Raw genomic sequence first — 21525 nt, 5'->3', positions numbered from 1 at the left:
GTGGCCTCCATGGTTCGTAATCCGCTCACCCCGCATCAGGTCGAGGCCGGTCGACGCATGGGCGTTCTGCTGCGTGAGGCCCGCGGCGATCGACCGTTGGGCGAGGTAGCGGCCGCAGCGGGGATGTCGCCGGAAACGTTGCGCAAGATCGAAACCGGGCGTCTGCCCACCCCCGCGTTCGGCACGGTGGTCGCGCTCGGTGAGGCGTTGTCGCTCCCGATTCAGGCTCTGGCGAACCTGTGGAGCAGTCAAGCGGTGTGACCGGCGGGTGGCAGCACGCTCCGCACGAAGTCCAACCCGGCCGCGAAACCGCCTTCCTCCGCGATCGAGTCGTGTTCGGAGTCGAAGGTGGCCAGCTCGTATTCTGTTCCGGTGCCGTCGAACTCGGCCAGTAGCCGCATCGTCAGCGACAACGGCACCATGGTGTCTCTCGTGCCCTGTGCGACGAAGATCGGCCGGTTGTACCCGTAGGTCGGTACGCGCATGTAGTCGCCGAGAGCTCGGACGAAGGCCGGTTCGGACAACGGCCTCGTCAGCATGGAATTCAAGGTCACCCCGTCGACGACGTCGCCCCACTTGTCCACGCAGACGTCGGCCAGTGCGGCGAGGACACGCCGCCCCTCGTCGCTGAGATACGGCTGAACGTCGAACACGTTCGGCCTCAGCGACATTCCGGACAAGATTGCGCCGGCGATGGCGACCAGTCCGGTCAGCTCGGGGATCCTCGGTGCGTGCGGGCCGGCCATCGGAAGCAGCGTTTCGACATGGGACGCGGGGGCAATGACAGCGGTGCCGCGGTAGTCGAGCTCGGGTGCGTACTTCGCGGCGATGCTTCCCGCTCCCAGCGCTGCGTGACCGCCCTGCGACACCCCGAACGTCACCCAGCGCTCCGACAATCCCGAATCCGCCTGTCGGGCAGCGCGGACGATGTCGATCGTCGCTGTCGCCCCGGTGCGGATATCCAGATACGGATGCGACTGCGCCGCGGTAGGTGTCAGACCCAGATAGTCCGTGGCCACCACGGCGTACCCGGCGCGGGCCAGTTCCGAGAGGAACGAAGCGTCGTGTGGTGCCCCGCGCGACGCCGTCAGTCCGCAGTACCGGCCGATTCCCGACGTCCCGTGTCCCCACGACACGACGGGCCATCCGCCGGGCGGCGCCTCACCGGCCGGAAGGAACATCAGTCCGGCTGCCACGGTGGGTGTTCCGTCCGAGCCTTCGGTCAGGTAGGCGATCTTCGACACTCCGGGACTGCCGCACCATCTCATCGGAAGCGGCGCGGCGGACAGAAGGTCACCCGCTCGTCTCATGAGCGAACACTATGCGAGGGCGCCCGATATCGTGCACGCATGACCGACGATGCGTTCGACCCCTACGCGCTTCTGGCCGAGAGCACTCTCGGCGTCCTCGCGACGATCAAGTCCGACGGCCGCCCTCAGCTCTCTCCCGTGACCCCGTTCTACGACGCAGCCGCCGGCGTCGTGCTGATCTCGGTGACCGACGGCCGCGCCAAGACGAAGAATCTGCGCCGGGATCCGCGGGCCAGCGTCGAGGTGACCGGGCCGAACGGGAGGTCCTGGGCCACTGCCGAAGGCACGGTGACCCTGATCGGTCCGAGCTCGGACCCGAACGATCCCGCGGTCGATGCCCTGGTCGAGTACTACCGATCAGCATCGGGGGAGCACCCCGACTGGGACGAATACCGCGCGGTGATGGTGTCCGACCGCCGCGTCCTCGTGCGGATGACCGTCGAGCGGGTGTACGGGCAGCGCATCGGCTGAACAACCACAGTCCGTGTCCGAATCGAGGTCGGGCGTGGCACGATCGTCTCACTGTGACGAACGAGCACCCCGGACTCCGCCTTCTGGCTGTCGACGACGAGCAACCTGCGCTCGACGAGCTGGTGTTTCTGCTGCGTGCACGTCCCGAGGTGGCGTCGGTGGCGGCGGCCCGCGATGCGACCACCGCACTGCGGCTGCTGCGCGACTCCGAATTCGACGGTGTGTTTCTCGACATCGACATGCCCGGTCTGGACGGTCTCGAGCTCGCGGGCGTCCTCGCCAATTTCGCGTCGCCGCCCGCGGTGGTGTTCGTGACCGCGCACGACGATCGCGCTGTCGCCGCCTTCGAGATCGGGGCTGTCGACTACCTTCTCAAGCCGATTCGCGACGAGCGCCTGTCCGACGCTGTCCGCCGGGTGTCCGAACGACGGTCGTCTCCCGCACCCGATGACGACGACGACCGGGGCGAGGTCATCCCCGTCGAGCTGGGCGGTGTGACCACCCTGGTGCAGCGCAGCACGGTCGCCTGGGTCGAGGCCGAGGGGGACTATGCGCGTCTGCACACCAGCGAGGGTAATCATTTGGTTCGGATTCCGTTGTCCACGTTGGAAACTCGGTGGTCACAGCACGGCTTCCTCCGGGTTCATCGTTCCTACCTCGTCTCGATCGGCTTGGTGACGGGGATCAAGACGGTCGGATCGGGACTCGTGGTGTGCCTGCGGGGATTCGGCGGCGCCCCCGCAGTCGAGTTACCCGTCAGCAGGCGGCACACCCGCGAGCTCCGCGATCGTCTGGTCCGCGGACCGCGACGGGCGCGAGCGAGCCAGTGAGCGCCGACGGGGCGTCGCGGCCGCGGGAGCGCGTGGTTCTCGCGCAGCGACGCGGCGCCCGCATCGTGCGAACGCGGGTGGAGGTGCAGGAACAGACCGAGGTGGGCGACGCGATGATTCGCGGCCTGATCCGTGCGCAACTTGCGGTCGCGATGCGCACGGCGGTGGTCGTGGTGGTTCTGCTGTGTTTGTTCCCCGTGTTGATGGCGGTGCTTCCGGAAGTGGGCGAGCTGACCGTTGCGGGCGTCCGGTTGCCGTGGCTGGTTCTGGGCATCGTCGTCTACCCGGTTCTGCTCGGCGCGGGATGGTTGTTCGTGCGCGTTGCGGACCGCAACGAGCGGGAATTCACCGACCTCGTCGAGGACTGACGGTGACGTACACGCTGCTCGCGGTTCTCGCCTCCGCCATCGCGACGATCGTCGTCGGTGCGTACGGAGTTCGGTTGGCGCGCACCACATCCGACTTTCTGGTGGCCTCGCGCAGTGTCGGCCCGCGCTGGAACGCGGCGGCCATTTCCGGTGAATACCTCTCCGCTGCATCATTTCTCGGCGTGGCGGGGCTGATCGCCAAGTACGGTGCGGACGCTCTGTGGTACCCGATCGGTTTCACCGCGGGCTATCTCGGGCTGTTGCTTTTCGTCTCGGCGCCTCTGCGCCGTTCGGGTGCCTACACCGTCCCCGACTTCGCCGAGTTCCGTCTGGGCTCACCGAGACTGCGTACCCTCGCCATGCTCGTCGTCGCGGGGATCTGTGCGTTGTACCTGGTGCCGCAGTTCCAGGGAGCGGGTCTGACGCTGAACATCCTGCTGGGCGTGCCGGGCTGGATGGGCGCGCTGATCACCGGTGTCATCGTGATCGTCAACGTGGTCGGCGGGGGAATGCGGTCGATCACGTTCGTCCAGGCATTTCAGTACTGGCTCAAACTCACCGCGGTCGCAGTGCCCGCAGTGGTACTCGCGGTGCACTTCGCCGCAGACGATCGCACTCTCGGCACGTCCGCCCCGCCGACCGTCGATCAGGCCACGTCGGTGGACATCACCACCGACGTCGTCGTCCAGGTGACGGACTCGGTCGACGTGGTCGTCCGCGGAACCGTCGACGGTTCCGCTGTGGACGGGCCGCTCCGACTCGGGGCGGGCGACCACACGCTTCTGTCCGGCACGGTGCTCGAATTGCCAGCCGACGCACCGGTTCCCGTGGTGGCGGGCGCGCCGGTGGACGGCGACGAGTGGATGTCGCCGGGCGGCGGGCTCGGCGGTCCGTTCCCGATGTTCCAGGTGTACTCGCTCATCCTCGCCACGTTCCTGGGCACGATGGGTCTACCGCACGTGCTGGTGCGGTTCTACACGAACCCCGACGGCCCGGCGGCGCGCAGGACGGCATTGGCCGTCGTTGCCCTGTTGTCCGTCTTCTATCTGTTTCCCACCGTCCTCGGGGTGTTCGCGCGGCTCTACGTTCCGCAACTCTTGATCACGGGAGCGTCCGACGCCGCGGTGCTGTTGCTGCCGGCGTCCGCCATCGGCGGGCTCGGCGGCCAGCTCCTCGCCGCGTTGGTGGCGGCCGGTGCGATCGCCGCCTTTCTGTCGACCTCGTCCGGACTGCTCATCTCCATCGCCGGGGTTCTGAGCACCGACGTCCTTCGCGGGCGCGTCAAGGACTTTCGCATCGCCGCGGTCCTCGCGGGAGCGGTGCCGCTCGCGTTGTCGGTGGGCCTGGTCTCGCTCGACCTCTCGCGGACGGTGGGGTTGGTGTTCGCCATCGCGGCGTCGACCCTGTGTCCGCTTCTCGTGTTGGGCATCTGGTGGCGCGGGCTCACCGCAGCCGGCGCGGCCGCCGGTCTGATCGGTGGGGGACTGGTGTCCGGAGGCGCGGCGACGGTGGCCGTCCTCGGCGGACTTCCGACGAAGTTCCTCGGGGGGTGGCCGTCCACGATCGTGGGCTATCCGGCTGCGGTCAGTGTGCCGCTCGCGTTCGCGTCGATGGTCGGAGTCAGCCTGCTCACACGGGGGACGATCCCGGTGGACATCGGTCGCATCATGACGCGGATGCACGCTCCCGAGAGGCTGGGAATGAGCAAAGAACGTCTGTAGTGGCTGCCGAATTCGGTCGTTCCGCGGGCTCCACTCCGACCGTTCGCAGGGCGCCGCCGACCGTTCGGCGCACCGACACGCACCTCGGCGTGTGACCCCGGCCATAGGCTCCCGGTGTGACGGCCCTCTCACTACGGTTCTCGGCTATCAGCCGTTTTCGAGAGGACAGCCAGTGACCACAGCCAACGCCGGACCCGGTGCGAGCGGGCAGGCCGGAGGCCGGCCGGACATGCCGGCCGAGCGCCGCGTGCCGGAGCCGCAGGAATTCGTCGACATGCAGGCGAGCCCGGAGTTCCAGGACCTCAAGCGCCGTCTGCGCCGGTTCGTGTTCCCGATGGCCGCGTTCTTCCTCATCTGGTACATCAGCTTCGTGCTGCTCGGCGCCTACGCGCACGATTTCATGGGCACCAAGGTGATCGGCAACATCAACGTCGGCCTGCTTCTGGGCCTTGCTCAGTTCGTCACCACGTTCGTCATCACCGGTATCTACGTGAAGTTCGCGAACCGCGAGCTCGACCCCCGTGCCGCCAAGATCCGTGAAGAGCTCGAAGGGCCGATCGCATGACATTCCTCGCTCAAGCAGCCCAAGCCGAAACCGTCGGCAACCCGATCGTCAACATCTCGATCTTCGCTGCGTTCGTCGCCATCACGATGATCGTCGTGATCCGGGCCAGCAAGAACAACAAGACCGCCGCCGACTTCTTCACCGCCGGCGGCGGATTCTCCGGCCCGCAGAACGGCGTCGCCATTGCCGGTGACTACCTTTCCGCGGCAAGCTTTCTCGGCATCGCGGGTGCCATCGCGGTGTACGGATACGACGGCTTCCTGTACTCCATCGGCTTCCTCGTCGCCTGGCTCGTCGCGTTGCTCCTGGTGGCCGAAATGCTGCGTAACACAGGTAAATTCACGATGGCGGACGTGCTGAGCTTCCGTCTCAAGCAAGGTCCGGTTCGCACCGCCGCGGCGATCTCGACGTTGACGGTGTCGCTGTTCTACCTCCTCGCGCAGATGGCGGGAGCCGGCGGCCTCGTCGCGCTGCTGCTCGACATCTCCGACCGCACCGGACAGTCCATCGTCATCGCCGTCGTCGGCGTCCTGATGATCGTGTACGTCCTCGTGGGCGGCATGAAGGGCACCACCTGGGTGCAGATCATCAAGGCGGCGTTGCTGATTGCCGGTGCCGGCTTCATGACGATCCTGGTGCTCGCGAAGTTCGGATTCAATCTCTCCGAGATCTTGGGCAGTGCACAGGAAACGGTGTCCGGCTCGGCGACAGAGGCCACCGCGGCTCGCGACGTCCTTGCTCCCGGCGCCCAGTACGGCGGCTCGACCACGTCGAAGATCAACTTCGTCTCGCTCGGTATCGCTCTGGTGCTCGGCACCGCCGGTCTGCCGCACGTGCTGATGCGCTTCTACACGGTGCCCACCGCCAAGGAAGCTCGTCGCAGCGTCGTCTGGGCCATCGCGCTCATCGGTGCCTTCTACCTCTTCACCCTGGTGCTCGGGTACGGCGCCGCGGCCATCGTCGGACCGGACCGCATCCTCGCGGCCGCCGGCGGTCAGAACTCCGCAGCACCGTTGCTCGCGTTCGAACTCGGCGGTGTGATCCTGCTCGGCGTCATCTCCGCGGTGGCGTTCGCGACGATCCTGGCGGTGGTCGCCGGCTTGACCATCACCGCGTCGGCATCGTTCGCCCACGACATCTACGCCAGCGTGATCAAGAAGGGCCACGTCGACGAAATCAAGCAGGTCAAGGTTTCCCGTATCACCGCAGTGGTGATCGGCCTCGTCGCAATCGGACTGGGCATTCTGGCCAACGGTCAGAACATCGCGTTCCTCGTGGCGTTGGCCTTCGCCATCGCGGCCGCCGCAAACCTGCCGACCATTCTGTATTCGCTGTTCTGGCGACGTTTCACCACCCGCGGTGCGCTCTGGAGCATGTACGGCGGTCTGATCTCCACCCTCGTGTTGATCGTCTTCTCGCCCGCCGTCTCCGGCTCGAAGACCGCGATGATTCCGGGCAGCGACTTCGCCTGGTTCCCGCTGTCCAATCCCGGAATCGTCTCCATCCCACTGGCATTCCTGCTGGGCATCGTCGGAACGCTCACGTCGAAGGACAACGAGAACACCGACAAGGCAGCCGAGATGGAGGTCCGCTCGCTGACCGGGGTCGGAGCGGAGAAGGCAGTCAAGCACTGATTCTTTGGGACATTCCCCGACAATGGCCCGACGCACACCTCACCGGTGTGCGTCGGGCTAATGTGGCGTCGTGGCCAAATTGGATGTATCGATCGCTGTTCCCCTGGACCCGGAAACGACGTGGAAGAACGCGTCGAACCTGGAGGACTACGAGAAGTGGCTCAGCATTCACGACGGGTGGCGTAGTCCCATTCCCGACGAGCTGACCGAGGGTCTGGAAGTCAGTTCCATCGTGGCGGTCAAGGGGATGCGCAACCGCGTCAAGTGGACTTTGCTGAAGTACGAGCCGCCCAAGAAGCTGCAGCTCAAGGGCGACGGCAAGGGCGGCGTCAAGATCAAGCTGCTGGTCACGGTTACCCCCAAGGGCGACGAATCCGAGCTGAAACTCGACGTCGACATGGGTGGTGCGCCACTGTTCGGTCCCATCGGATCGGGTGTCGCGCGCGCCCTGAAGGGCGACATCGAGAAGTCGCTGAAGAAATTCGTGGAGCTGTACTCCTGACCGTGAACGGGCAGTAGCGCTAGTATTCGGCGGTCGAACGAACTAGCCGCAGCGGGGGTTGTGGCCAAACGGGGGATACCCCCGCTCGGGGGGAATCGAACGTATGCCGGGTCGGCACAGCGCGCCGGGTGCGAGTAGCACCGTCAACAGGGTCTCGCTGCGCTACCTCGCCGTGCTGGGAGCGGCACTCCTCGTCATTGTCGGGGGCGTCTTCGCAGCCCAGCGCGTTCTCGCCTTTGCCGGCTGCGAGAGCACCGGCGACGTCACGGTCTCGGCCGATCCCGCCCTCGTTCCGGTTCTGAACTCCGTCGTCTCTGCCACGTCCCCCGAAGATCTCGGGTGCGCGCGCCTGATGATCGTCGCCGACGACGCCGACGTGACGTCCGCCGCCGTGGCGAGGGGAGACGGTCCGTCGTTGTGGATCCCCGATTCGTCCGAGTCGATCGGCAAGGTTGCGGCATCGACCGGGCAATTGGTGGACATCGCCAGCCGGTCCATCGCAGCGTCGCCCGTGGTGATCGCCGCTCGCACGGGCGAGCTGCCGTTCTTCGACTCCTGGCTCACCGCCCTGCAGTTGCCGACGCTGCGTCTGGGAAACCCGCTGTCCAACAGCGTGTCTCGCGCGCCGGTGCAGGCGGCGCTGGCCGAGGCGAGCGGAAAACCGGGCGGGGTGGATGCGGTGTCCACCGCGCTGGTGCCCATCGCGCAGGCGATGGCCGGACAGGCTCCGGGTGATTCCGCTGCCCGGCTCGCCGACGTGGCCGACGACGGAGGGGTCGCGGTGGCCTCGGAGCAGCAGGTGGTGTCGTGGGCGGGTGCCCCGATGGCGGCCACCGCACCCAACACCGGGGCCGGTGTGCTCGACTTTCCGATCGCCGTGACGGCGCCGGTGGGACCGACACGCGACGCCGCGAAGGCCGCCGGCGTGGCGCTCGCCGACGTGATGCGGAGCAATGCAGCACGCACGATTTTGTCCGACAACGGCTTTCGGTTCCCCGACTTGGCGCCCCTCGACGAGGGTCGGGGCGTCGGCGACGTCATCGCCCTGGTGCCCACCGACCGCGGCGTAGTCGAGTCGGCATTGCGCAGATTCTCCGTTCTTGCCTTGCCGACTCGCGGCATCGTGCTCGAAGACGTCTCCGGTTCCATGGGAGACGCGGTCGGCGGTGACACCCGGATCGGGCTGACGGTCAAGGCGAGCGCCACCGGCGTCGGTCTGTTCCCCGACAACGCGTCGCTCGGCCTGTGGGCGTTCTCGATCGGACTCGGCGGCGGCTCGCAGGACTGGCGCGAGCTGGTGCCGCTCCGCACCTTGAACGAGGTGGCCGACGGGTCGACCGGTCGGCAAGCGCTCACGAACGCGATCGGCACATTGCCCGCGCTGGTCGGCGGCGGAACCGGACTCTACGACACGACTCTCGCGGCGTGGCGCCGGATCAAGGAGGGGTACGACCCCACGGCGTACAACAGCGTCATCGTCCTGACCGACGGCGGCGACGACGACCAGAACGGCATCGACCTCGATACCTTGCTGCAGACCCTCAAGAGCGAGCAGGACCCCGCGAAGCCGGTGTCGATCGTGACCATCGGTATCACCGACGACGCCGACGCCGGCACGCTGCAACAGATTTCCGCCGCCACCGGCGGTACCAGTTTCGTCGCACGCAACCCGGCCGAGATACCCAATGTCTTCGTCACCGCATCGAAAAGCCGGAACGGTGGCTGACATCGGCTAGCATTCCGGGCAACTCGGGGGGGTGAGGGTGTGTCGGGTCGACACAGTGACGGCGGACGACGGCGTTCGAGACAACGACGTTCGAAAGGCAGGGGCCGCCGCGCCGCTCGGGCCGCCTCCCTCGCCGTGGTGCTGCTTCTGCTGGCCGCGGGCGGGGTCGTCGGCTATCGCGCCTGGGCCGGCTCGCGGGCGCCGTCGTGCGATTCCACCACGTCGGTCACCGTCGCTGCCGATCCCACGGTGGCTGCAGCACTGAGCGACGTGATCGAGTCGACCACCGCGATCGACCGGAACTGCGTCGACTACACGATCTCGGCGCAGTCGCCGTCCGACACAGCGGCCGCGCTGGCCGACCCAGCAGCCCCCAAACCCGATCTGTGGCTTCCGGATTCGTCGTTGTGGTTGCTGCGAACGCTTCGTTCGACGGGAACGCTCCCCGAGATCGCCACCTCGTCCGTAGTCAGCACGGTGCCGGTGGTGATCGGTCGGACGGACCAACCGCAGAGTTTCGAGTCGTGGCAGGACGTGCTGCGTGCGCCAGGGCAGCGAATCGGCGATCCTCTCACCGCCAGTCCCGCCGACGCCGCCATTCTGTCGGCACTTGCGGAAACGGAAGTGTCGAACGCCGGCACGAGTGCGGTGGCGGACTCTCTCGTCCCGCTGGCGCAGGCGTTCGCGCTGCCGGACAACGACGCTCACGACATACCCGACATCGTCGACAAGGTCGTCTCGTCCGGCGGTACCGGCGTGGTGACGGAGCAGGCGATGGTGGACTACACGGCCACCGATTCCGCTGCGCCGCTGTGGCAGTCGGTCCCGGCCAGCGGCGCCTACTTCCTCGACTACCCGTTGGCCGTGACGGCCGGCGCCGGCCCGGAGTATGCGGACACGGCGAGGGCCGGCAGGTCGCTGGCCTCGCTGCTGGCCGGGGACACGGCGCAGAAGACGTTGACGGCGAACGGGTTCCGCCCGTCCAGTGCGGTTGCGCTGAAGTCGGGGGGTGTCGGCGCAGTCACTGCACTGCAGGTGCGCGATCCCGGTGCGCTCGAAGAGATCCTGCGCGACTGGGCGGTGTTGGCGCTGCCGCTGCGCACGTTGGTGCTCGAGGACGTGTCCGGTTCGATGGCTGCACCGTTCGCCGACTCGACACGCATGGGGCTCACGGTGGACGCGAGCCTGTCGGCGAATTCGCTGTTCAACGATCGCACCCAGATGGGCATGTGGGCTTTTTCTACGGATCAGGGGCCGGACGGGCAGGACTACCGCGAACTCGTTCCGCTGCAGGGTGTCACCGCCTCGTTCGACGGCAAGCCGCAGCGGCAGGCCATCCTCGACGCGGTGAGCAACCTTCCGACTCTCGTCGGTGGTGACACGGGGCTGTACGACTCCACACTCGCCGCGTTCCGCAAGGTCAAGGAAGGATTCGACCCCAAGTTCGTCAACAGCATCATTCTGATGACCGACGGCGCCAACGAGGATCCGGGCAGCATCAGCCTGCCGGACCTGGTGGCCACGCTCGAGCAGGAGCAGGACCCGTTGCGCCCCGTCGTCATCGTGACCGTCGGTATCACCGCTGACGCCGATGCCGGTGCCCTACAACAGATTTCGGCGGCCACGGGCGGCACGAGCTGGATCGCTCAGGATCCGCGAGACATCTCGAACATCTTTGTCGAAGCGTTGAGCGCGCGGAAGTCCCGCCTCTAACGGTCGAGGTAGAACTCCGCGGTCTCGGTCGCCACCGCGGCGACGGCCGTCGCGAGGCCCGGTTCGAGGTCGAGTGCGTCCGCCAACGCACTTCCGCGGAGATCTTGTGTGCGCAGCAACTCCCACGCGCGCTCGACCAATCGGACCGACGTCGTGAAATCGAGTTCGGGCCGATTCGAGCGCAGCGCCGTCGCGGCCCAGTCGGGATCGAATGTGCCGTTGGGCGGGCCGAAGACGCGCTCGCCGGACGAGTAGCTCTGGGCGGGCAGGCCGGAGGCCGGTCGTGGATCGCGAGTCATGTCTAGAAACTAGTCCCGACGAACCCGGCCGCGCATATCGCGAACACCACGACCAGTGCGGCGGCGTCGGCCGGTCCGGGTCGGCGCCGGTCCTTCGTGATGCGTCCCGACCCCCCACGCACCTCGATCGCTTCGGCCATCTCCGTGGACCGCCGGATCGCCGTCGACACGACGGCGGTGAGAGCGTCGACGAGAAGCGAATCGACGTTGCGAAACTTGTTGCGACGCAGCCGTCGTGCGGCGAACAGGGTGTAGATCTCGTCGACGAGCAGCGGAAGTGCACGCAGGCACAGGGTGAGCGACGCCGCCCATTCGTCGACGGGGGCGCCCAGTCGGCGCAGAGGCGACGCCAGCCGAGCGACCGCCGGCGCGACCTCGGCCATGGGCGTGGTCCACGCGACGGTGATCGACGCCCACAGCACGGCGAACGTGAACAGCAGACCGCGCCCGTAGACGGCGAGGGCGTCCACGCCGAGGACGAGGTTGATCGCACCGCCGAACACCACCAGTGCCCACAACCACCAGGGCGGCCGCGGCAGCGCGAGAGGTGTGATCCGAGCTGCGACCATGGTGAGCAGCAACAGGGCGGCCACCGCCGCCAGCATCGACCAGGAGGGCTGAAGCAGAAGCGACGTGCTGATCGCGGCGACCGACACCAGTTTCGTGCCTGCCCAGAGCCGATGCACGACGCTCGTGCCGGGGACTTCGCGGAGGAAGGTTCCCTTCATGCCGTGACTCCTTCCGGCGTCCCGACGAGCGTGCCGGAATCCAGTGTCACGGTCCTCGTGCGCACCGATTCCATCCCGTCGAGGTCGTGCGAGATCACGACCAGAGTGAGCCCGGACCGTCGAAGGTCGGCCAACAGGCCGGTGATCTCGCGACGACCCGGTGGATCCAGCCCGGCCAGTGGCTCGTCCAGGATCAGCAGCGCCGGTCTGGTGATCAGCAGCCCTGCCAACGCCACGCGCCTCATCTGACCGCCGCTGAGTTGATCGATGCGGCGGCCGGCCATCATGCGGTCCAACCCGACGGAATCGAGTGCGAACGAGACCTCGCGCGAGCCCACTTCGGGACCGCCCGCGGCGGCGATGTCTTCGCCGACGGTCCGTCGCTGCAGTTGCAGACGTGCGTGTTGGAACGACAGAGCGACGGTTCCGACCTTGGACGAGATCGGGGCCCCGTCGACGGTGGCCGTGCCCTCCGACGGCGCGACCAGCCCCGCCATGATCCAGGCGAGTGTCGACTTCCCGGATCCGTTGCCGCCGACGATCAGGACGCCCTCACCTCGGTGAACGGCGAGGTCGATTCCGGTCAATGCCCTTGTTGCCCAAGGGGTTCTGCGGGCGTAGACGTGACCCAATCCGCGCAGTTCCAGCACGACCGGACCCACCCCGGGACTCTCGGCGAGCGGCGGATGCATCGGCGCGGGCGCCATCCACTCGCGGCGATGGTCCACGACTGCGCCGCGTTCGAGATGCACGACGCGCTCGGCCCGCTCGGCCTCGGTGATGCGATGGGTGATGAGCACGACGGACATCTCGTGCCGACGCGGGAGAGCGGCGAGCACGTCGACGAGATGACGCTGTCCGGCCGGGTCGATCATGGCGGTGGCCTCGTCGGCGACGAGCAGACGCGGCCGTCGTGCGAGGGCGGCAGCCACGGCGAGACGCTGCAGTTCGCCGCCGGAGAGTCCGGACGTCTCTCGGGCGGCGTACCCGGAGAGGCCGACTTCGGCGAGCAGCGCCTCGACCCCGTCGGCATCGGGTTGTTCGTCGATCGGAAGACCCCACAGCACGTCGTCGCCGACACGTGATCCCAGCACCTGAGTCTCGGGGTGCTGCAGGATCAACGCAGTGCCGCCGTGCAGGCCGAGGCCGGGTACTCCCGGACGGTCGATCGTTCCGGCGGTCGGTTCCGCTCCGACGAGAAGCCGCGCGAGGGTCGACTTCCCGGACCCGTTGGCGCCGACCACCGCGACGAACTCACGTTCGCCGACCTCGATGTCGACGCGATCGAGGGCATCGGCACGGGCGTCGGGGTAGCGGTAGGAGACACCGCGCAGTCGCACCGGCAGGGGACCGATGGGCCCGTCGTTCACCGGTCCGAGCGAGTCGACCTGTTCCAGCCCGTCCAGTCGCGCAAGAATCGCGGCGAGGACGTACCAGGCGAAGACGGCGCTGATGACGGTTCCCACGAACGTCGAGACGAACACCAGGACCCACCAGTAGCGCAGAACCGTCGACGCCCCGTCGGCGAACGTGGTGGCGGCGTCGGCGAACGCGTCGTATCGGGCGAACAGCTCGGTGGTGCCGCGGATCGAGTTGTCGATGACACTGATGATCAGAGTGCGCAACGGTTCGAGCAAGAACAACAGCCCGGTGGTGATCGCTCCGAACGCCACTCCCGCGAGCACGGACTGGGCGAGCACGCCGACGATGCTGCCGCCTCGGCGCTTCGTGCGGCCCACGATGCCGCCGATCACGGCAGTGATGACCATCGAGATCACGGCGCCGGTTCCGGAGGCGACGAACGCCACCACCACGGCGCCCGTCGACGCGACGGTCAGCGCGCGCAGACGGTGACGTTGCGCGATCACGGCAAGCGGAACGATGGCGATGAACTGCAATGCGCCGGCCGCCGGCACCAACTCGCCAACCACCGAGAACGCGACGGCGAGCGCGGCCATGACCGAACCGGTCGCCAGTTCTGCCGGTCGCAGCGCCGCCCGTTTCGCGTAGTTCGAGTCAGTCCGAGTCACGCTGTCGAGTGTGCCATCGACGCGCGGTACAGCATGCCCGGCGCTACACTCCCCGTCTGATGTCACAGCATCTCGGGAGCGAATCACCACGCATTCACCGCGCGTGGATCGTCGCCGCGGTCGCGTTCCTGGCGCTCGTGGGTGCTGCCGGGTTCCGGGCTGCTCCGAGCGTTCTCATGGTCCCGATTCAGGACGAGTTCGGGTGGTCCCGCGGTGTGCTGTCGACGGCCGTCGGTATCAACCTGCTGCTGTTCGGTCTGACGGCACCGTTTGCCGCAGCTCTCATGGAACGCTTCGGGATTCGGACCGTCACCGCCTGTGCGCTCACCGTCGTCGCCGTCGGCAGCGGTGCGAGCGTCTTCGTCACGGCGCAGTGGCAGATCGTGTTGACTTGGGGCATCCTGATCGGCCTCGGAACGGGCTCGATGGCGCTGGTGTTCGCCGCCATGGTCACCGACCGGTGGTTCGTGCGCCGCCGCGGCCTCGTCTCGGGCATCCTGACGGCGGGTAGTGCGACGGGCCAGCTGATCTTCCTCCCGGTCATCGCCCAGCTGGCGACGAACGTCGGGTGGCGAGCTGCGTCGTTGGTCGTGGCGGCCGGCGCGTTGGCCGTCGTCCCGTTCGTCCTGGCGTTCCTTCGTAACTCACCCGCCGAGGTCGGACTGCTTCCGTACGGCGCCACCTCGGTACCCGAACCCGTTGCGTCACAGGGTAACCCAGCGCGACGCGCCATCTCGGCTCTGGTCGACGCAAGCAGGGTCCGGACGTTCTGGGCACTCGTCGCCGGATTCGCAATCTGCGGAGCAACCACCAACGGACTCATCGGCGTCCACTTCATCCCGTCGGCACACGATCACGGCATGCCGCAAACCACCGCGGCGGGACTGCTCGCGGTGGTGGGGGTGTTCGACATCGTCGGGACGATCGCGTCGGGGTGGCTCACCGACCGCTTCGATCCGCGCATCCTGCTCGGGGCCTACTACGCGTTCCGTGGGGCCGCGTTGCTGTTCCTGCCGGCGCTGCTGTCCGATTCGCTGCACCCGAGCATCGCGCTGTTCGTCGTGGTCTACGGACTCGACTGGGTGGCGACGGTTCCGCCGACGATCGCTTTGTGTCGCGAGGTCTTCGGGGCCCGCGGCCCGCTGGTGTTCGGGTGGGTGTTCGCCGCCCACCAGATCGGTGCCGGCATCGCCTCCGTGGTGGCCGGCGTGGTGCGCGACGCCACCGGCCAGTACACCTACGCCTGGTTCGGCGCGGCAGCGTTGTGTGCCGTCGCCGCGGTGATCAGCGTCGGAATCGCTCGTCGACCGAGCGATTCCGACGCCGACGAGTCAGCCCCGGTAGCCGGCTGATTCGCTGCGACCGTAAGGCTGGCTGCCGCCCGACCGGCCTCCACCCGCGGGGCGACGACGACGTCCGCCGCCTCCCGCAGTGCCGCCGCCGGCGGCGCGTGCGCCACCACTACGGCCTGCACCTGCGTGTCCACGTCCGCCGCCTTGCTTCTGCGGCTGGGCGGGAGCCTTGGGTGCGGGTTTGACGTACGCGGCTGCCTCGCCGACCAAGTCCGTGACCTGGTCGGATTCGGCGGTGACGCGGGTGGGAGCCACATCGATCTTGGCCTTGCGCATCAGCAGGTTCAGATCGCGACGCTGCTCGGGCAGCACGACGGTGACCACGTCACCGGCGCTGCCTGCGCGAGCGGTGCGACCACTGCGGTGCAGGTAGGCCTTGTGCTCTGCCGGCGGATCCACGTGCACGACCAGCTCGACGTTGTCGACGTGCACACCGCGGGCGGCGACGTCCGTTGCGACGAGCACGCGTGCGTCACCGCTCGAGAACGCGAGCAGGTTGCGGTCACGTGCAGCCTGCGAGAGGTTGCCGTGCAGGTCGACGGACGGGATGCCGGCTTCGGTGAGCTGGCGAGCCAGCTTCTTGGCCTGGTGCTTGGTGCGCATGAACAGGATTCGACGGCCGTTGCCGGACGCCAGGCGCTGCACCAGTGCCTTCTTCGAATCGACGCCACCGACCTCGAAGATGTGGTGCGTCATCGCGGCGACCGGCGAGTTCTCGTCGTCGACCGAATGCTGGACGGGGTTGCTCAGGAACCGCTTGACCAGCTTGTCGACGCCGTTGTCCAGCGTGGCCGAGAACAGCAGGCGCTGCCCGTGCGACGGGGTCGCGGTCATGATGCGGGTGACGCCGGGCAGGAAGCCGAGGTCGGCCATGTGGTCGGCTTCGTCGAGCACGGTGATCTCGACGTCGTCGAGGTTGACGAAGCGCTGCTGCATCAAATCCTCGAGGCGGCCGGGGCAGGCGACGACGATGTCGACACCGCGGCTGAGCGCAGTGGTCTGGCGGGCCTGCGAGACACCGCCGAAGATCGTGGTGACCCGCAAATTCGCCGCCATGGCAAGAGGTTCGAGCGCAGCGGCGATCTGGGTTGCCAACTCACGAGTGGGGGCGAGGATCAATCCGCGGGGACGGCCCGCGGGCCGAACTCCCTTGGCGCTGTCGCCGAGTCGCGAAATCATCGGGATGGCGAACGCGAGAGTCTTTCCGCTGCCGGTCTTTCCGCGCCCGAGCACGTCGCGTCCTGCGAGCGTGTCGGGAAGGGTGTCGGCCTGGATGGGGAAAGGCTCCTTGATTCCGGCGGAGGTCAATGCGCGAACGAGACGCTCACTGACACCGAGGGACGCAAAGGTAGGGCTTGAAACAGAAGTCATGAAGAGTTCGATTGCCTTTCGGGGCATCGGCGCGCCCGACTTCGAGCGCGCAACTGGCGAGACTGCCGGTGGGCAGTTCCGATCGCCGTAAGAAGAGCTCGTGCGGTGGGTACCGACTCGTCCCCGTGGGGATGCGTTTCCACGACGTTGGCCGCGCACCATGGCGCGACACGAACGACTATACCCGCACCGTGCCGGTTGTCTGACAGGTCGCGGGGGTGTTGCTGCTCACCCGAATCAGGTTTCGCAGGCCACGCCGTCCTTGTCTCGGTCGAGCTTGGTCGAGTAACCGGGGTCGCCGACGTAGATAGGCGCCGCACCTGCGGCCCGCACGTCTGCGCAACTTCCGTACGACACCGATGCAGGAGCCACCGGGGCGGGAGCAGGTTCGGGTGCGCGAGCAGGCGCGGGTGCGGGGGCCACGAACGGGACCGGGGCCAGGGCTGGAACGTACGGCCTGTCCAGATCGACGTCGGCATCCGCCGGTGGCGGTACGACGATCACCTCCGCGGACGTGGTGTTGACCGGAGCAACGGTGGTGGTCGTGGTGGTCGGCGTCGGGGTGGTGGTTCTGGCGGTGGTGGCTGTCGTCGAGGTGACGGTGGGGAGCGGCGAAACGCTGGGGACCACCGGTTCCGAGGAATCGGTGGACGCGCAGCCCGCGAGAAACAGCAGTGCGGATGCGACGGCGAGGTGTCGGAGATTCACGGCGGGCGCTTTCGTCGAAGTGTCACCGACCCCCGCGAGTGATGTGCTGCGAGCAGTGTCGCACAGAACCGACCGTGCGTTACGTGTTGGGCGTTCTCAACGTGGCTGCCGCGACGCTCTTGTACCTCTCCGGCGAGACGTGACGGATGCGCAGCGCGACGACGACACCTGCCAGTGCCACCAGAATCAGAACCACCGGTATCGCGTTGACGACAGCGGAGTCGGATCCGGTGAGAGTGCTGTAATGGATTCCGGCGAGGACGAGTCCGGAGGCGAGCCCGATGAACCCGATCGTCGGCGCAATCTTGGTGCGCCAGAGCGATCCGTCGTCACGGTTCCAGAAGAACACGACCACCGAGAGAGCCGTCGACGCTTGGAGCGCAATGATGCCCAGCGTTCCGAGGCCGATCGCGCCGGCTGCGACGACCAGGTAGGGGTCCGATCCCGCGATCGCGAAGACCGCGATCACTACCGCGGTGATCGCGGTGACGGTCATGCTGCCGATGTGCGGACTGAAGTGCTTGGGGTGGAAGCGGCCCAGCGTCGATGGCAGCACCCGCTCGTATCCCATGGCGAACAGGTATCGACTGGCCGCGTTGTGTAAAGCGAGATAGGACGCAAGAACGCTGGTGCACAGAAGGATTGCGGTTCCGTCGTAGAGGACGACTCCGCCGTACTCACGCGCGAGGGTGAACAACAGGTTGCCCAATTCCGTGCGCGCCAAGTCGGATGCGTTGGCTCCTCCCGCGGCGCCGACGATGATCCAGCTGGTGAGGACGTAGAAGACGGCGATGACCGACACCGCGATGTAGGTCGCACGCGGGATGCTACGTCTCGGATCCTTGGTTTCTTCCCCGTACAGCGCAGCGGATTCGAAGCCGATGAAGCTCGAGAACGCGAACATCATTGCGATGCCGAGGGATCCGCTGAACACCTGCGTGGGCGTGAACGACTCGAGGGGGAGGGCGGCAGAGCCCTTGTTCGAGACCACCAACAGATCGAACAGCGTCAGGAAAGCGAATTCGAGAGCCATCAGAACGCCGAGCACCTTGGCGGACAGGTCCGCGTTGCGGAAGCCGAGCGTCGCCACGATGGCAATGGAAACCGCAGTGAATACGTACCAGGGAATGTCGATTCCGGAATCCAACAGGACCAATCGGGTGAAATACCCGAATGCGGCAGACAGGCCACACGCAAGCGACATGTAGGCCACGACCGCGACGTATGCCGCAGCGACGCCGGGGGGCTTGCCCAGTGCCAAACCGACATAGGTGTAGAACGCCCCGGTGTTGAACACCTGTTGGCTGATCGCGGAGAAACCGACCGAGAAACACAGCAGTACAACCGAACTCAGAAGGAATGCGGCAGGAAGACCGGCACCGTTTCCGCGAATCAGTGCGAGAGGGACGTTGCCGATCATGGCGGCCATCGGCGCGGCCGCGGCGATGACGAGGAATACCACGCGACCGGTGGTCAGCGTTCTGCGGTCGTCGGGCGCGCTCGTCATACCTTGCAAGCTACCTTGACGCACAATGGCCACATGGTCTACCACCGCGGCTTCGATCGCGTCGTCAACTTCAGCGATGCGGTGGTCGCTATTGCAGCCACGTTGCTGATACTCCCTCTGGTCGACAACGCGACGCCCGATCAAGGGCAGAACGCGTTCGCACTGCTGCTCGACCACAGCGACGAACTCTGGGCCTTCGTGCTGACGTTCGCCGTGATCTGTCGGCTCTGGGTGGTGCAGCACGGCATTTTCCGGACACTCGTCGGCTACACCACCCCGCTGCTGGCGGTGAACTTCCTCTGGCTCATTTCCGTTGTCTTCCTTCCGTTCCCGAGCAATCTCATCGCCAAGGGAAGCCAGGAGTTCCCTGGATCGGCCAGCATCTACGTCGGCACCATCGCGCTGGCGACCGGTGCCACCATGCTGACTCGCATCATCGTCAGGCGCACCCCTGAACTCGAGGTGGAGGAGGAGCGGGGTTCTGTGCCTGTCGGGCATGCTGTGATCACGTTCGTTCTGATGCTCGCCGCGTTCGCCCTGTCGTTCACTCCCGTCGGCCTGTTCTCCCTCGTTGCGCTGTTCCTCGAGCGGCCGGTGACCAGGGCCGCGTCGTCGTTTCGTCGATAGTCGCGCTGCGGCATACCTACAGCTGAGCTCGAACGATGCGACTCGCGCGCAGCTGGTCCGGAATGTCGTTCACGAACCGAGTCAACTCGCCGCTGTAGCTGTCGACGAGCTCGGCAGCGGAGCGATCCTCGATGTGAGTGAACCCAAGAACACGTAACTGTCTCGCAAGGTCGTCGGGTGTGAAGTAGGTGTGCCACGCCTCGCCTGCGGCGGCCAGGCGGTCTGCGCGTGCCTGCAGGTGTTCGCGACTCTCGTCTGTGTGTGCGGGTTGTAAATAGTCGAATACGACTTCCGTGGGATGAGGCTGACCGGCCACGTACTCGAGTGTGGAGAGTGCGGCGTCTGGAGTCAGGTAGAACACGACGCCGAGCCAGACGAACACGGCAGGCTCTGTACTCCGAAACCCGTTGTGTTCCAATGCTCTTGTAAGTGAGTCGGTCTCGAAATCGACCGGTACGAAGGTCACCGCCGCGGGGACATCGATTCCGGCATCCATCAGTCGTCCGCGCTTCCACGCTTGGGTCGCCGGATGATCCACCTCGAAGGTCTGTAAGCCACGGTGTGAGTGGCGGAAACCGAAGGTGTCCAGACCGGCGCCCAAGATCACGACCTGCCGCACGCCCGCGTCGTGAGCGGTTGCGACGCAGTCTTCGGCAAATCGAGCGCGGGCGGCGAAGAACAGCCGCCGCGGTCGGTCGCTGGCAAACACCGACTGTTGTACACCACGGATGAGGCGTTCGACGAACGGATCGTCGAGAATTGCGGCGCGATCGAGGACCTGGTGATCGGCGCGCGCACGGGCGGTCGCCAGGGCCGTCTGGCTGGGAACTCCTTCTTCCACGCCATCGAGGCTACTCACCCCGGTTCGACACCGGGGTGAGGACAGACCACTCCCTCAGGAGTTGTTGTCAGCGTTGCTCTTTCGGTGGGTACAGCAGCTCTTGTGGGTGGTGGAAGTGGTTCACCCGCCCGGTCCGAGAACTGTCCCATGCTTTCGGTGGGTGCCAGAGTGTTCGCCCCGGATAGGGGTGATCGTCGCCGGCAATCGTTGTCGCCCAGTCGTTGTCCCCCGGCCCGACGATGCGGTGATGCTCCTCGCACGCCAAGGTGAGAGTGTCGATGTCGGTCATCCCGTCGTCGACCACCCATTCATCGGTGTGGTGGACCTGGCACCACACCCCAGGTTTGCTGCACCCGGGGAAACTGCAGCCTCGTTCGGTCGCGTAGAGCACCAACCGCTGGTCCTCGCTGCCCAACCTCCTGGTCCGCCCCAGATACAACGGCCGTTCGTGCTGGTCGAGCAGCAGCAGGAACGCGTGCTGACCCGACGCCATCCGCAGCGCATCACGCACCGCGATGCTCGACCCCGTCGCGGTGATCGCCATCCCCGACGCCGCCTCCAACTGCGCCAACGTCATCGTCACGATCGGCGCACACGCGACCCCTCGGTGCTTCCCCGCTCGCCCCGACGCGAGGTAGCTGCGCAGGATGACCTTCAGCGCGTCGTGGCGACGTTCACCGGCGGAACGCAGATCCCAGCGGGGTGGGTCGGCGGGGGTAGGGGACGCGGTGTCGGCGTCCGTTCCGTCGACGTCGGTGACGTCGTCGTCCGTGTCGTCGAGGTCCAGCTCGAGGTCTGCGCCCGGCTTCCCGTCCTGGTTGCTCTTGTTCCCGCCGGCAACGTCGTCGTCGGTGTCGGTGGGTTTCGCTCCGGGCTTGCCGTACTTCGCATCCAACGCCTGCGCCGCCGCCAACATCTCCGAATCGAGCAGACCCCGTGCCGGTGTCAACCCGTCCTTGCCCTGCTTTCCGAACGTCACGAACGGCGTGCGTTCTTTGTCCTTCTTGTCCTTCGGCTCCGGGCCGTCCTCGTCGATCAACCGCGCCAACCGATCCGCCGCCGCCTCGAACTCCCGCGGCCGCAACGACCGGCACAACGCACCCAACTGCGCCTCCGCGTGCGCGCGGGTCTCGAGGTCCACCTCCTCGGACAGCTCCGTGAAGAACTTGCTCACGATCGACACATGCTCGTCGGTGATCACCCCGTCGCGCACGGCCGCCGC

Annotated in this window: 21 protein-coding genes; 12 read left to right on the top strand and 9 right to left on the bottom strand. The window is 66.9% G+C overall.

Annotation, left to right across the window (positions count from 1 at the left end; all coding sequences use genetic code 11):
* The first annotated feature begins 9 nt into the window (after window positions 1-9).
* The gene (locus IEW02_RS19965; protein WP_188546663.1) at window positions 10-261 is read left to right on the top strand and encodes a helix-turn-helix domain-containing protein; all 252 of its coding nucleotides are present in this window, start codon (window positions 10-12) and stop codon (window positions 259-261) included.
* Here the strand turns inward: IEW02_RS19965 and IEW02_RS19960 are convergent.
* Window positions 249-1310 carry a lipase family protein gene (locus IEW02_RS19960; RefSeq protein ID WP_188546662.1) on the bottom strand — a complete coding sequence of 354 codons (1062 nt, stop codon included), beginning with the start codon at window positions 1308-1310 and terminating at the stop codon, window positions 249-251. The genes IEW02_RS19965 and IEW02_RS19960 overlap by 13 nt on opposite strands.
* Window positions 1311-1349: 39 nt before the next feature.
* Between IEW02_RS19960 and IEW02_RS19955 the strand changes: the two genes are divergently transcribed.
* The 9 genes from IEW02_RS19955 (at window position 1350) to IEW02_RS19915 (ending at window position 10840) form a co-directional block, all read left to right on the top strand.
* A complete protein-coding gene (locus IEW02_RS19955) occupies window positions 1350-1781 on the top strand; it encodes a PPOX class F420-dependent oxidoreductase (protein ID WP_188546661.1) in 432 nt (143 codons plus the stop codon).
* Window positions 1782-1834: 53 nt separating this feature from the next.
* Window positions 1835-2611 carry a LytR/AlgR family response regulator transcription factor gene (locus IEW02_RS19950; protein WP_188546660.1) on the top strand — a complete coding sequence of 259 codons (777 nt, stop codon included), beginning with the start codon at window positions 1835-1837 and terminating at the stop codon, window positions 2609-2611.
* The gene (locus tag IEW02_RS19945; RefSeq protein ID WP_229746185.1) at window positions 2608-2979 is read left to right on the top strand and encodes a hypothetical protein; all 372 of its coding nucleotides are present in this window, start codon (window positions 2608-2610) and stop codon (window positions 2977-2979) included. Before IEW02_RS19950 ends, IEW02_RS19945 begins: the two co-directional genes overlap by 4 nt.
* A gap of 2 nt (window positions 2980-2981) precedes the next feature.
* Window positions 2982-4700, top strand: a complete 1719-nt coding sequence (locus IEW02_RS19940) for a sodium/solute symporter (protein WP_229746184.1) — start codon at window positions 2982-2984, stop codon at window positions 4698-4700.
* Between the two features lie 172 nt (window positions 4701-4872).
* Window positions 4873-5265: a DUF485 domain-containing protein gene (locus tag IEW02_RS19935; protein WP_371829981.1), complete on the top strand. Its 393-nt coding sequence runs from the start codon at window positions 4873-4875 to the stop codon at window positions 5263-5265.
* Window positions 5262-6899 carry a monocarboxylic acid transporter gene (locus IEW02_RS19930; RefSeq protein WP_188546658.1) on the top strand — a complete coding sequence of 546 codons (1638 nt, stop codon included), beginning with the start codon at window positions 5262-5264 and terminating at the stop codon, window positions 6897-6899. Before IEW02_RS19935 ends, IEW02_RS19930 begins: the two co-directional genes overlap by 4 nt.
* A gap of 70 nt (window positions 6900-6969) precedes the next feature.
* Window positions 6970-7401: a type II toxin-antitoxin system Rv0910 family toxin gene (locus IEW02_RS19925; protein WP_188546657.1), complete on the top strand. Its 432-nt coding sequence runs from the start codon at window positions 6970-6972 to the stop codon at window positions 7399-7401.
* A 103-nt stretch (window positions 7402-7504) separates the two neighbouring features.
* Complete coding sequence (locus IEW02_RS19920; RefSeq protein ID WP_188546656.1) at window positions 7505-9127, top strand: substrate-binding domain-containing protein; 1623 nt, start codon at window positions 7505-7507, stop codon at window positions 9125-9127.
* Between the two features lie 135 nt (window positions 9128-9262).
* Window positions 9263-10840, top strand: a complete 1578-nt coding sequence (locus tag IEW02_RS19915) for a substrate-binding domain-containing protein (protein ID WP_229746183.1) — start codon at window positions 9263-9265, stop codon at window positions 10838-10840.
* Here the strand turns inward: IEW02_RS19915 and IEW02_RS19910 are convergent.
* Genes IEW02_RS19910 through IEW02_RS19900 form a run of 3 tightly spaced genes read right to left on the bottom strand, consistent with a single transcriptional unit; the run spans window position 10837 to window position 13897 of the window.
* On the bottom strand, window positions 10837-11139 hold the full coding sequence (locus IEW02_RS19910) for a hypothetical protein (RefSeq protein WP_229746182.1): 303 nt from the start codon (window positions 11137-11139) through the stop codon (window positions 10837-10839). The genes IEW02_RS19915 and IEW02_RS19910 overlap by 4 nt on opposite strands.
* A 2-nt stretch (window positions 11140-11141) precedes the next feature.
* Complete coding sequence (locus IEW02_RS19905) at window positions 11142-11867, bottom strand: energy-coupling factor transporter transmembrane component T family protein (protein ID WP_188546654.1); 726 nt, start codon at window positions 11865-11867, stop codon at window positions 11142-11144.
* A complete protein-coding gene (locus IEW02_RS19900) occupies window positions 11864-13897 on the bottom strand; it encodes an ABC transporter ATP-binding protein (RefSeq protein WP_229746181.1) in 2034 nt (677 codons plus the stop codon). The genes IEW02_RS19905 and IEW02_RS19900 overlap by 4 nt, the downstream gene beginning before the upstream one ends.
* A gap of 59 nt (window positions 13898-13956) precedes the next feature.
* Here IEW02_RS19900 and IEW02_RS19895 point away from each other — a divergent pair, with 59 nt between their 5' ends.
* Window positions 13957-15249, top strand: coding sequence for an MFS transporter (locus tag IEW02_RS19895; protein ID WP_188546653.1), 1293 nt, complete (start codon window positions 13957-13959; stop codon window positions 15247-15249).
* Here IEW02_RS19895 and IEW02_RS19890 read toward each other — a convergent pair.
* The 3 genes from IEW02_RS19890 to IEW02_RS19880 all read right to left on the bottom strand — a co-directional run bounded on the left by IEW02_RS19890 (window position 15229) and on the right by IEW02_RS19880 (window position 18835).
* A complete protein-coding gene (locus IEW02_RS19890; RefSeq protein ID WP_188546652.1) occupies window positions 15229-16620 on the bottom strand; it encodes a DEAD/DEAH box helicase in 1392 nt (463 codons plus the stop codon). The two genes, IEW02_RS19895 and IEW02_RS19890, sit on opposite strands and share 21 nt — an antisense overlap.
* A 237-nt stretch (window positions 16621-16857) precedes the next feature.
* Window positions 16858-17328 (bottom strand): excalibur calcium-binding domain-containing protein, encoded by a 471-nt coding sequence (locus IEW02_RS19885; protein WP_229746180.1) that lies wholly within the window; start codon window positions 17326-17328, stop codon window positions 16858-16860.
* Window positions 17329-17407: 79 nt separating this feature from the next.
* Window positions 17408-18835, bottom strand: a complete 1428-nt coding sequence (locus IEW02_RS19880) for an APC family permease (protein ID WP_188546651.1) — start codon at window positions 18833-18835, stop codon at window positions 17408-17410.
* Window positions 18836-18868: 33 nt separating this feature from the next.
* On the opposite strand from IEW02_RS19880, the gene IEW02_RS19875 reads away from it, so the two are divergent.
* A complete protein-coding gene (locus tag IEW02_RS19875) occupies window positions 18869-19462 on the top strand; it encodes a TMEM175 family protein (RefSeq protein WP_188546650.1) in 594 nt (197 codons plus the stop codon).
* Between the two features lie 16 nt (window positions 19463-19478).
* Here the strand turns inward: IEW02_RS19875 and IEW02_RS19870 are convergent, their stop codons facing one another.
* Both IEW02_RS19870 and IEW02_RS19865 read right to left on the bottom strand, forming a co-directional pair.
* Window positions 19479-20303 (bottom strand): class I SAM-dependent methyltransferase, encoded by an 825-nt coding sequence (locus IEW02_RS19870; protein WP_188546649.1) that lies wholly within the window; start codon window positions 20301-20303, stop codon window positions 19479-19481.
* A gap of 67 nt (window positions 20304-20370) precedes the next feature.
* On the bottom strand, window positions 20371-21525 hold a 1155-nt coding region (locus tag IEW02_RS19865; protein WP_188546648.1), incomplete at its 5' end, for an HNH endonuclease signature motif containing protein.

The sequence above is a fragment of the Rhodococcoides trifolii genome (assembly GCF_014635345.1).
Lineage (GTDB): Bacteria > Actinomycetota > Actinomycetes > Mycobacteriales > Mycobacteriaceae > Rhodococcoides > Rhodococcoides trifolii.
Note: the sequence above shows the minus strand (reverse complement) of the source record. Positions and strands in the feature narration are given on the sequence as shown.

Excerpts from the sequence above, each read along its gene's own strand:
- IEW02_RS19965 (WP_188546663.1), top strand. The coding sequence starts at position 10 with ATGGTTCGTAATCCGCTCACCCCGCATCAGGTCGAGGCCGGTCGACGC.
- IEW02_RS19960 (WP_188546662.1), bottom strand. The coding sequence starts at position 1,310 with ATGAGACGAGCGGGTGACCTTCTGTCCGCCGCGCCGCTTCCGATGAGA.
- IEW02_RS19955 (WP_188546661.1), top strand. The coding sequence starts at position 1,350 with ATGACCGACGATGCGTTCGACCCCTACGCGCTTCTGGCCGAGAGCACT.
- IEW02_RS19930 (WP_188546658.1), top strand. The coding sequence starts at position 5,262 with ATGACATTCCTCGCTCAAGCAGCCCAAGCCGAAACCGTCGGCAACCCG.
- IEW02_RS19920 (WP_188546656.1), top strand. The coding sequence starts at position 7,505 with ATGCCGGGTCGGCACAGCGCGCCGGGTGCGAGTAGCACCGTCAACAGG.
- IEW02_RS19910 (WP_229746182.1), bottom strand. The coding sequence starts at position 11,139 with ATGACTCGCGATCCACGACCGGCCTCCGGCCTGCCCGCCCAGAGCTAC.
- IEW02_RS19905 (WP_188546654.1), bottom strand. The coding sequence starts at position 11,867 with ATGAAGGGAACCTTCCTCCGCGAAGTCCCCGGCACGAGCGTCGTGCAT.
- IEW02_RS19895 (WP_188546653.1), top strand. The coding sequence starts at position 13,957 with ATGTCACAGCATCTCGGGAGCGAATCACCACGCATTCACCGCGCGTGG.
- IEW02_RS19890 (WP_188546652.1), bottom strand. The coding sequence starts at position 16,620 with ATGACTTCTGTTTCAAGCCCTACCTTTGCGTCCCTCGGTGTCAGTGAG.
- IEW02_RS19880 (WP_188546651.1), bottom strand. The coding sequence starts at position 18,835 with ATGACGAGCGCGCCCGACGACCGCAGAACGCTGACCACCGGTCGCGTG.
- IEW02_RS19875 (WP_188546650.1), top strand. The coding sequence starts at position 18,869 with ATGGTCTACCACCGCGGCTTCGATCGCGTCGTCAACTTCAGCGATGCG.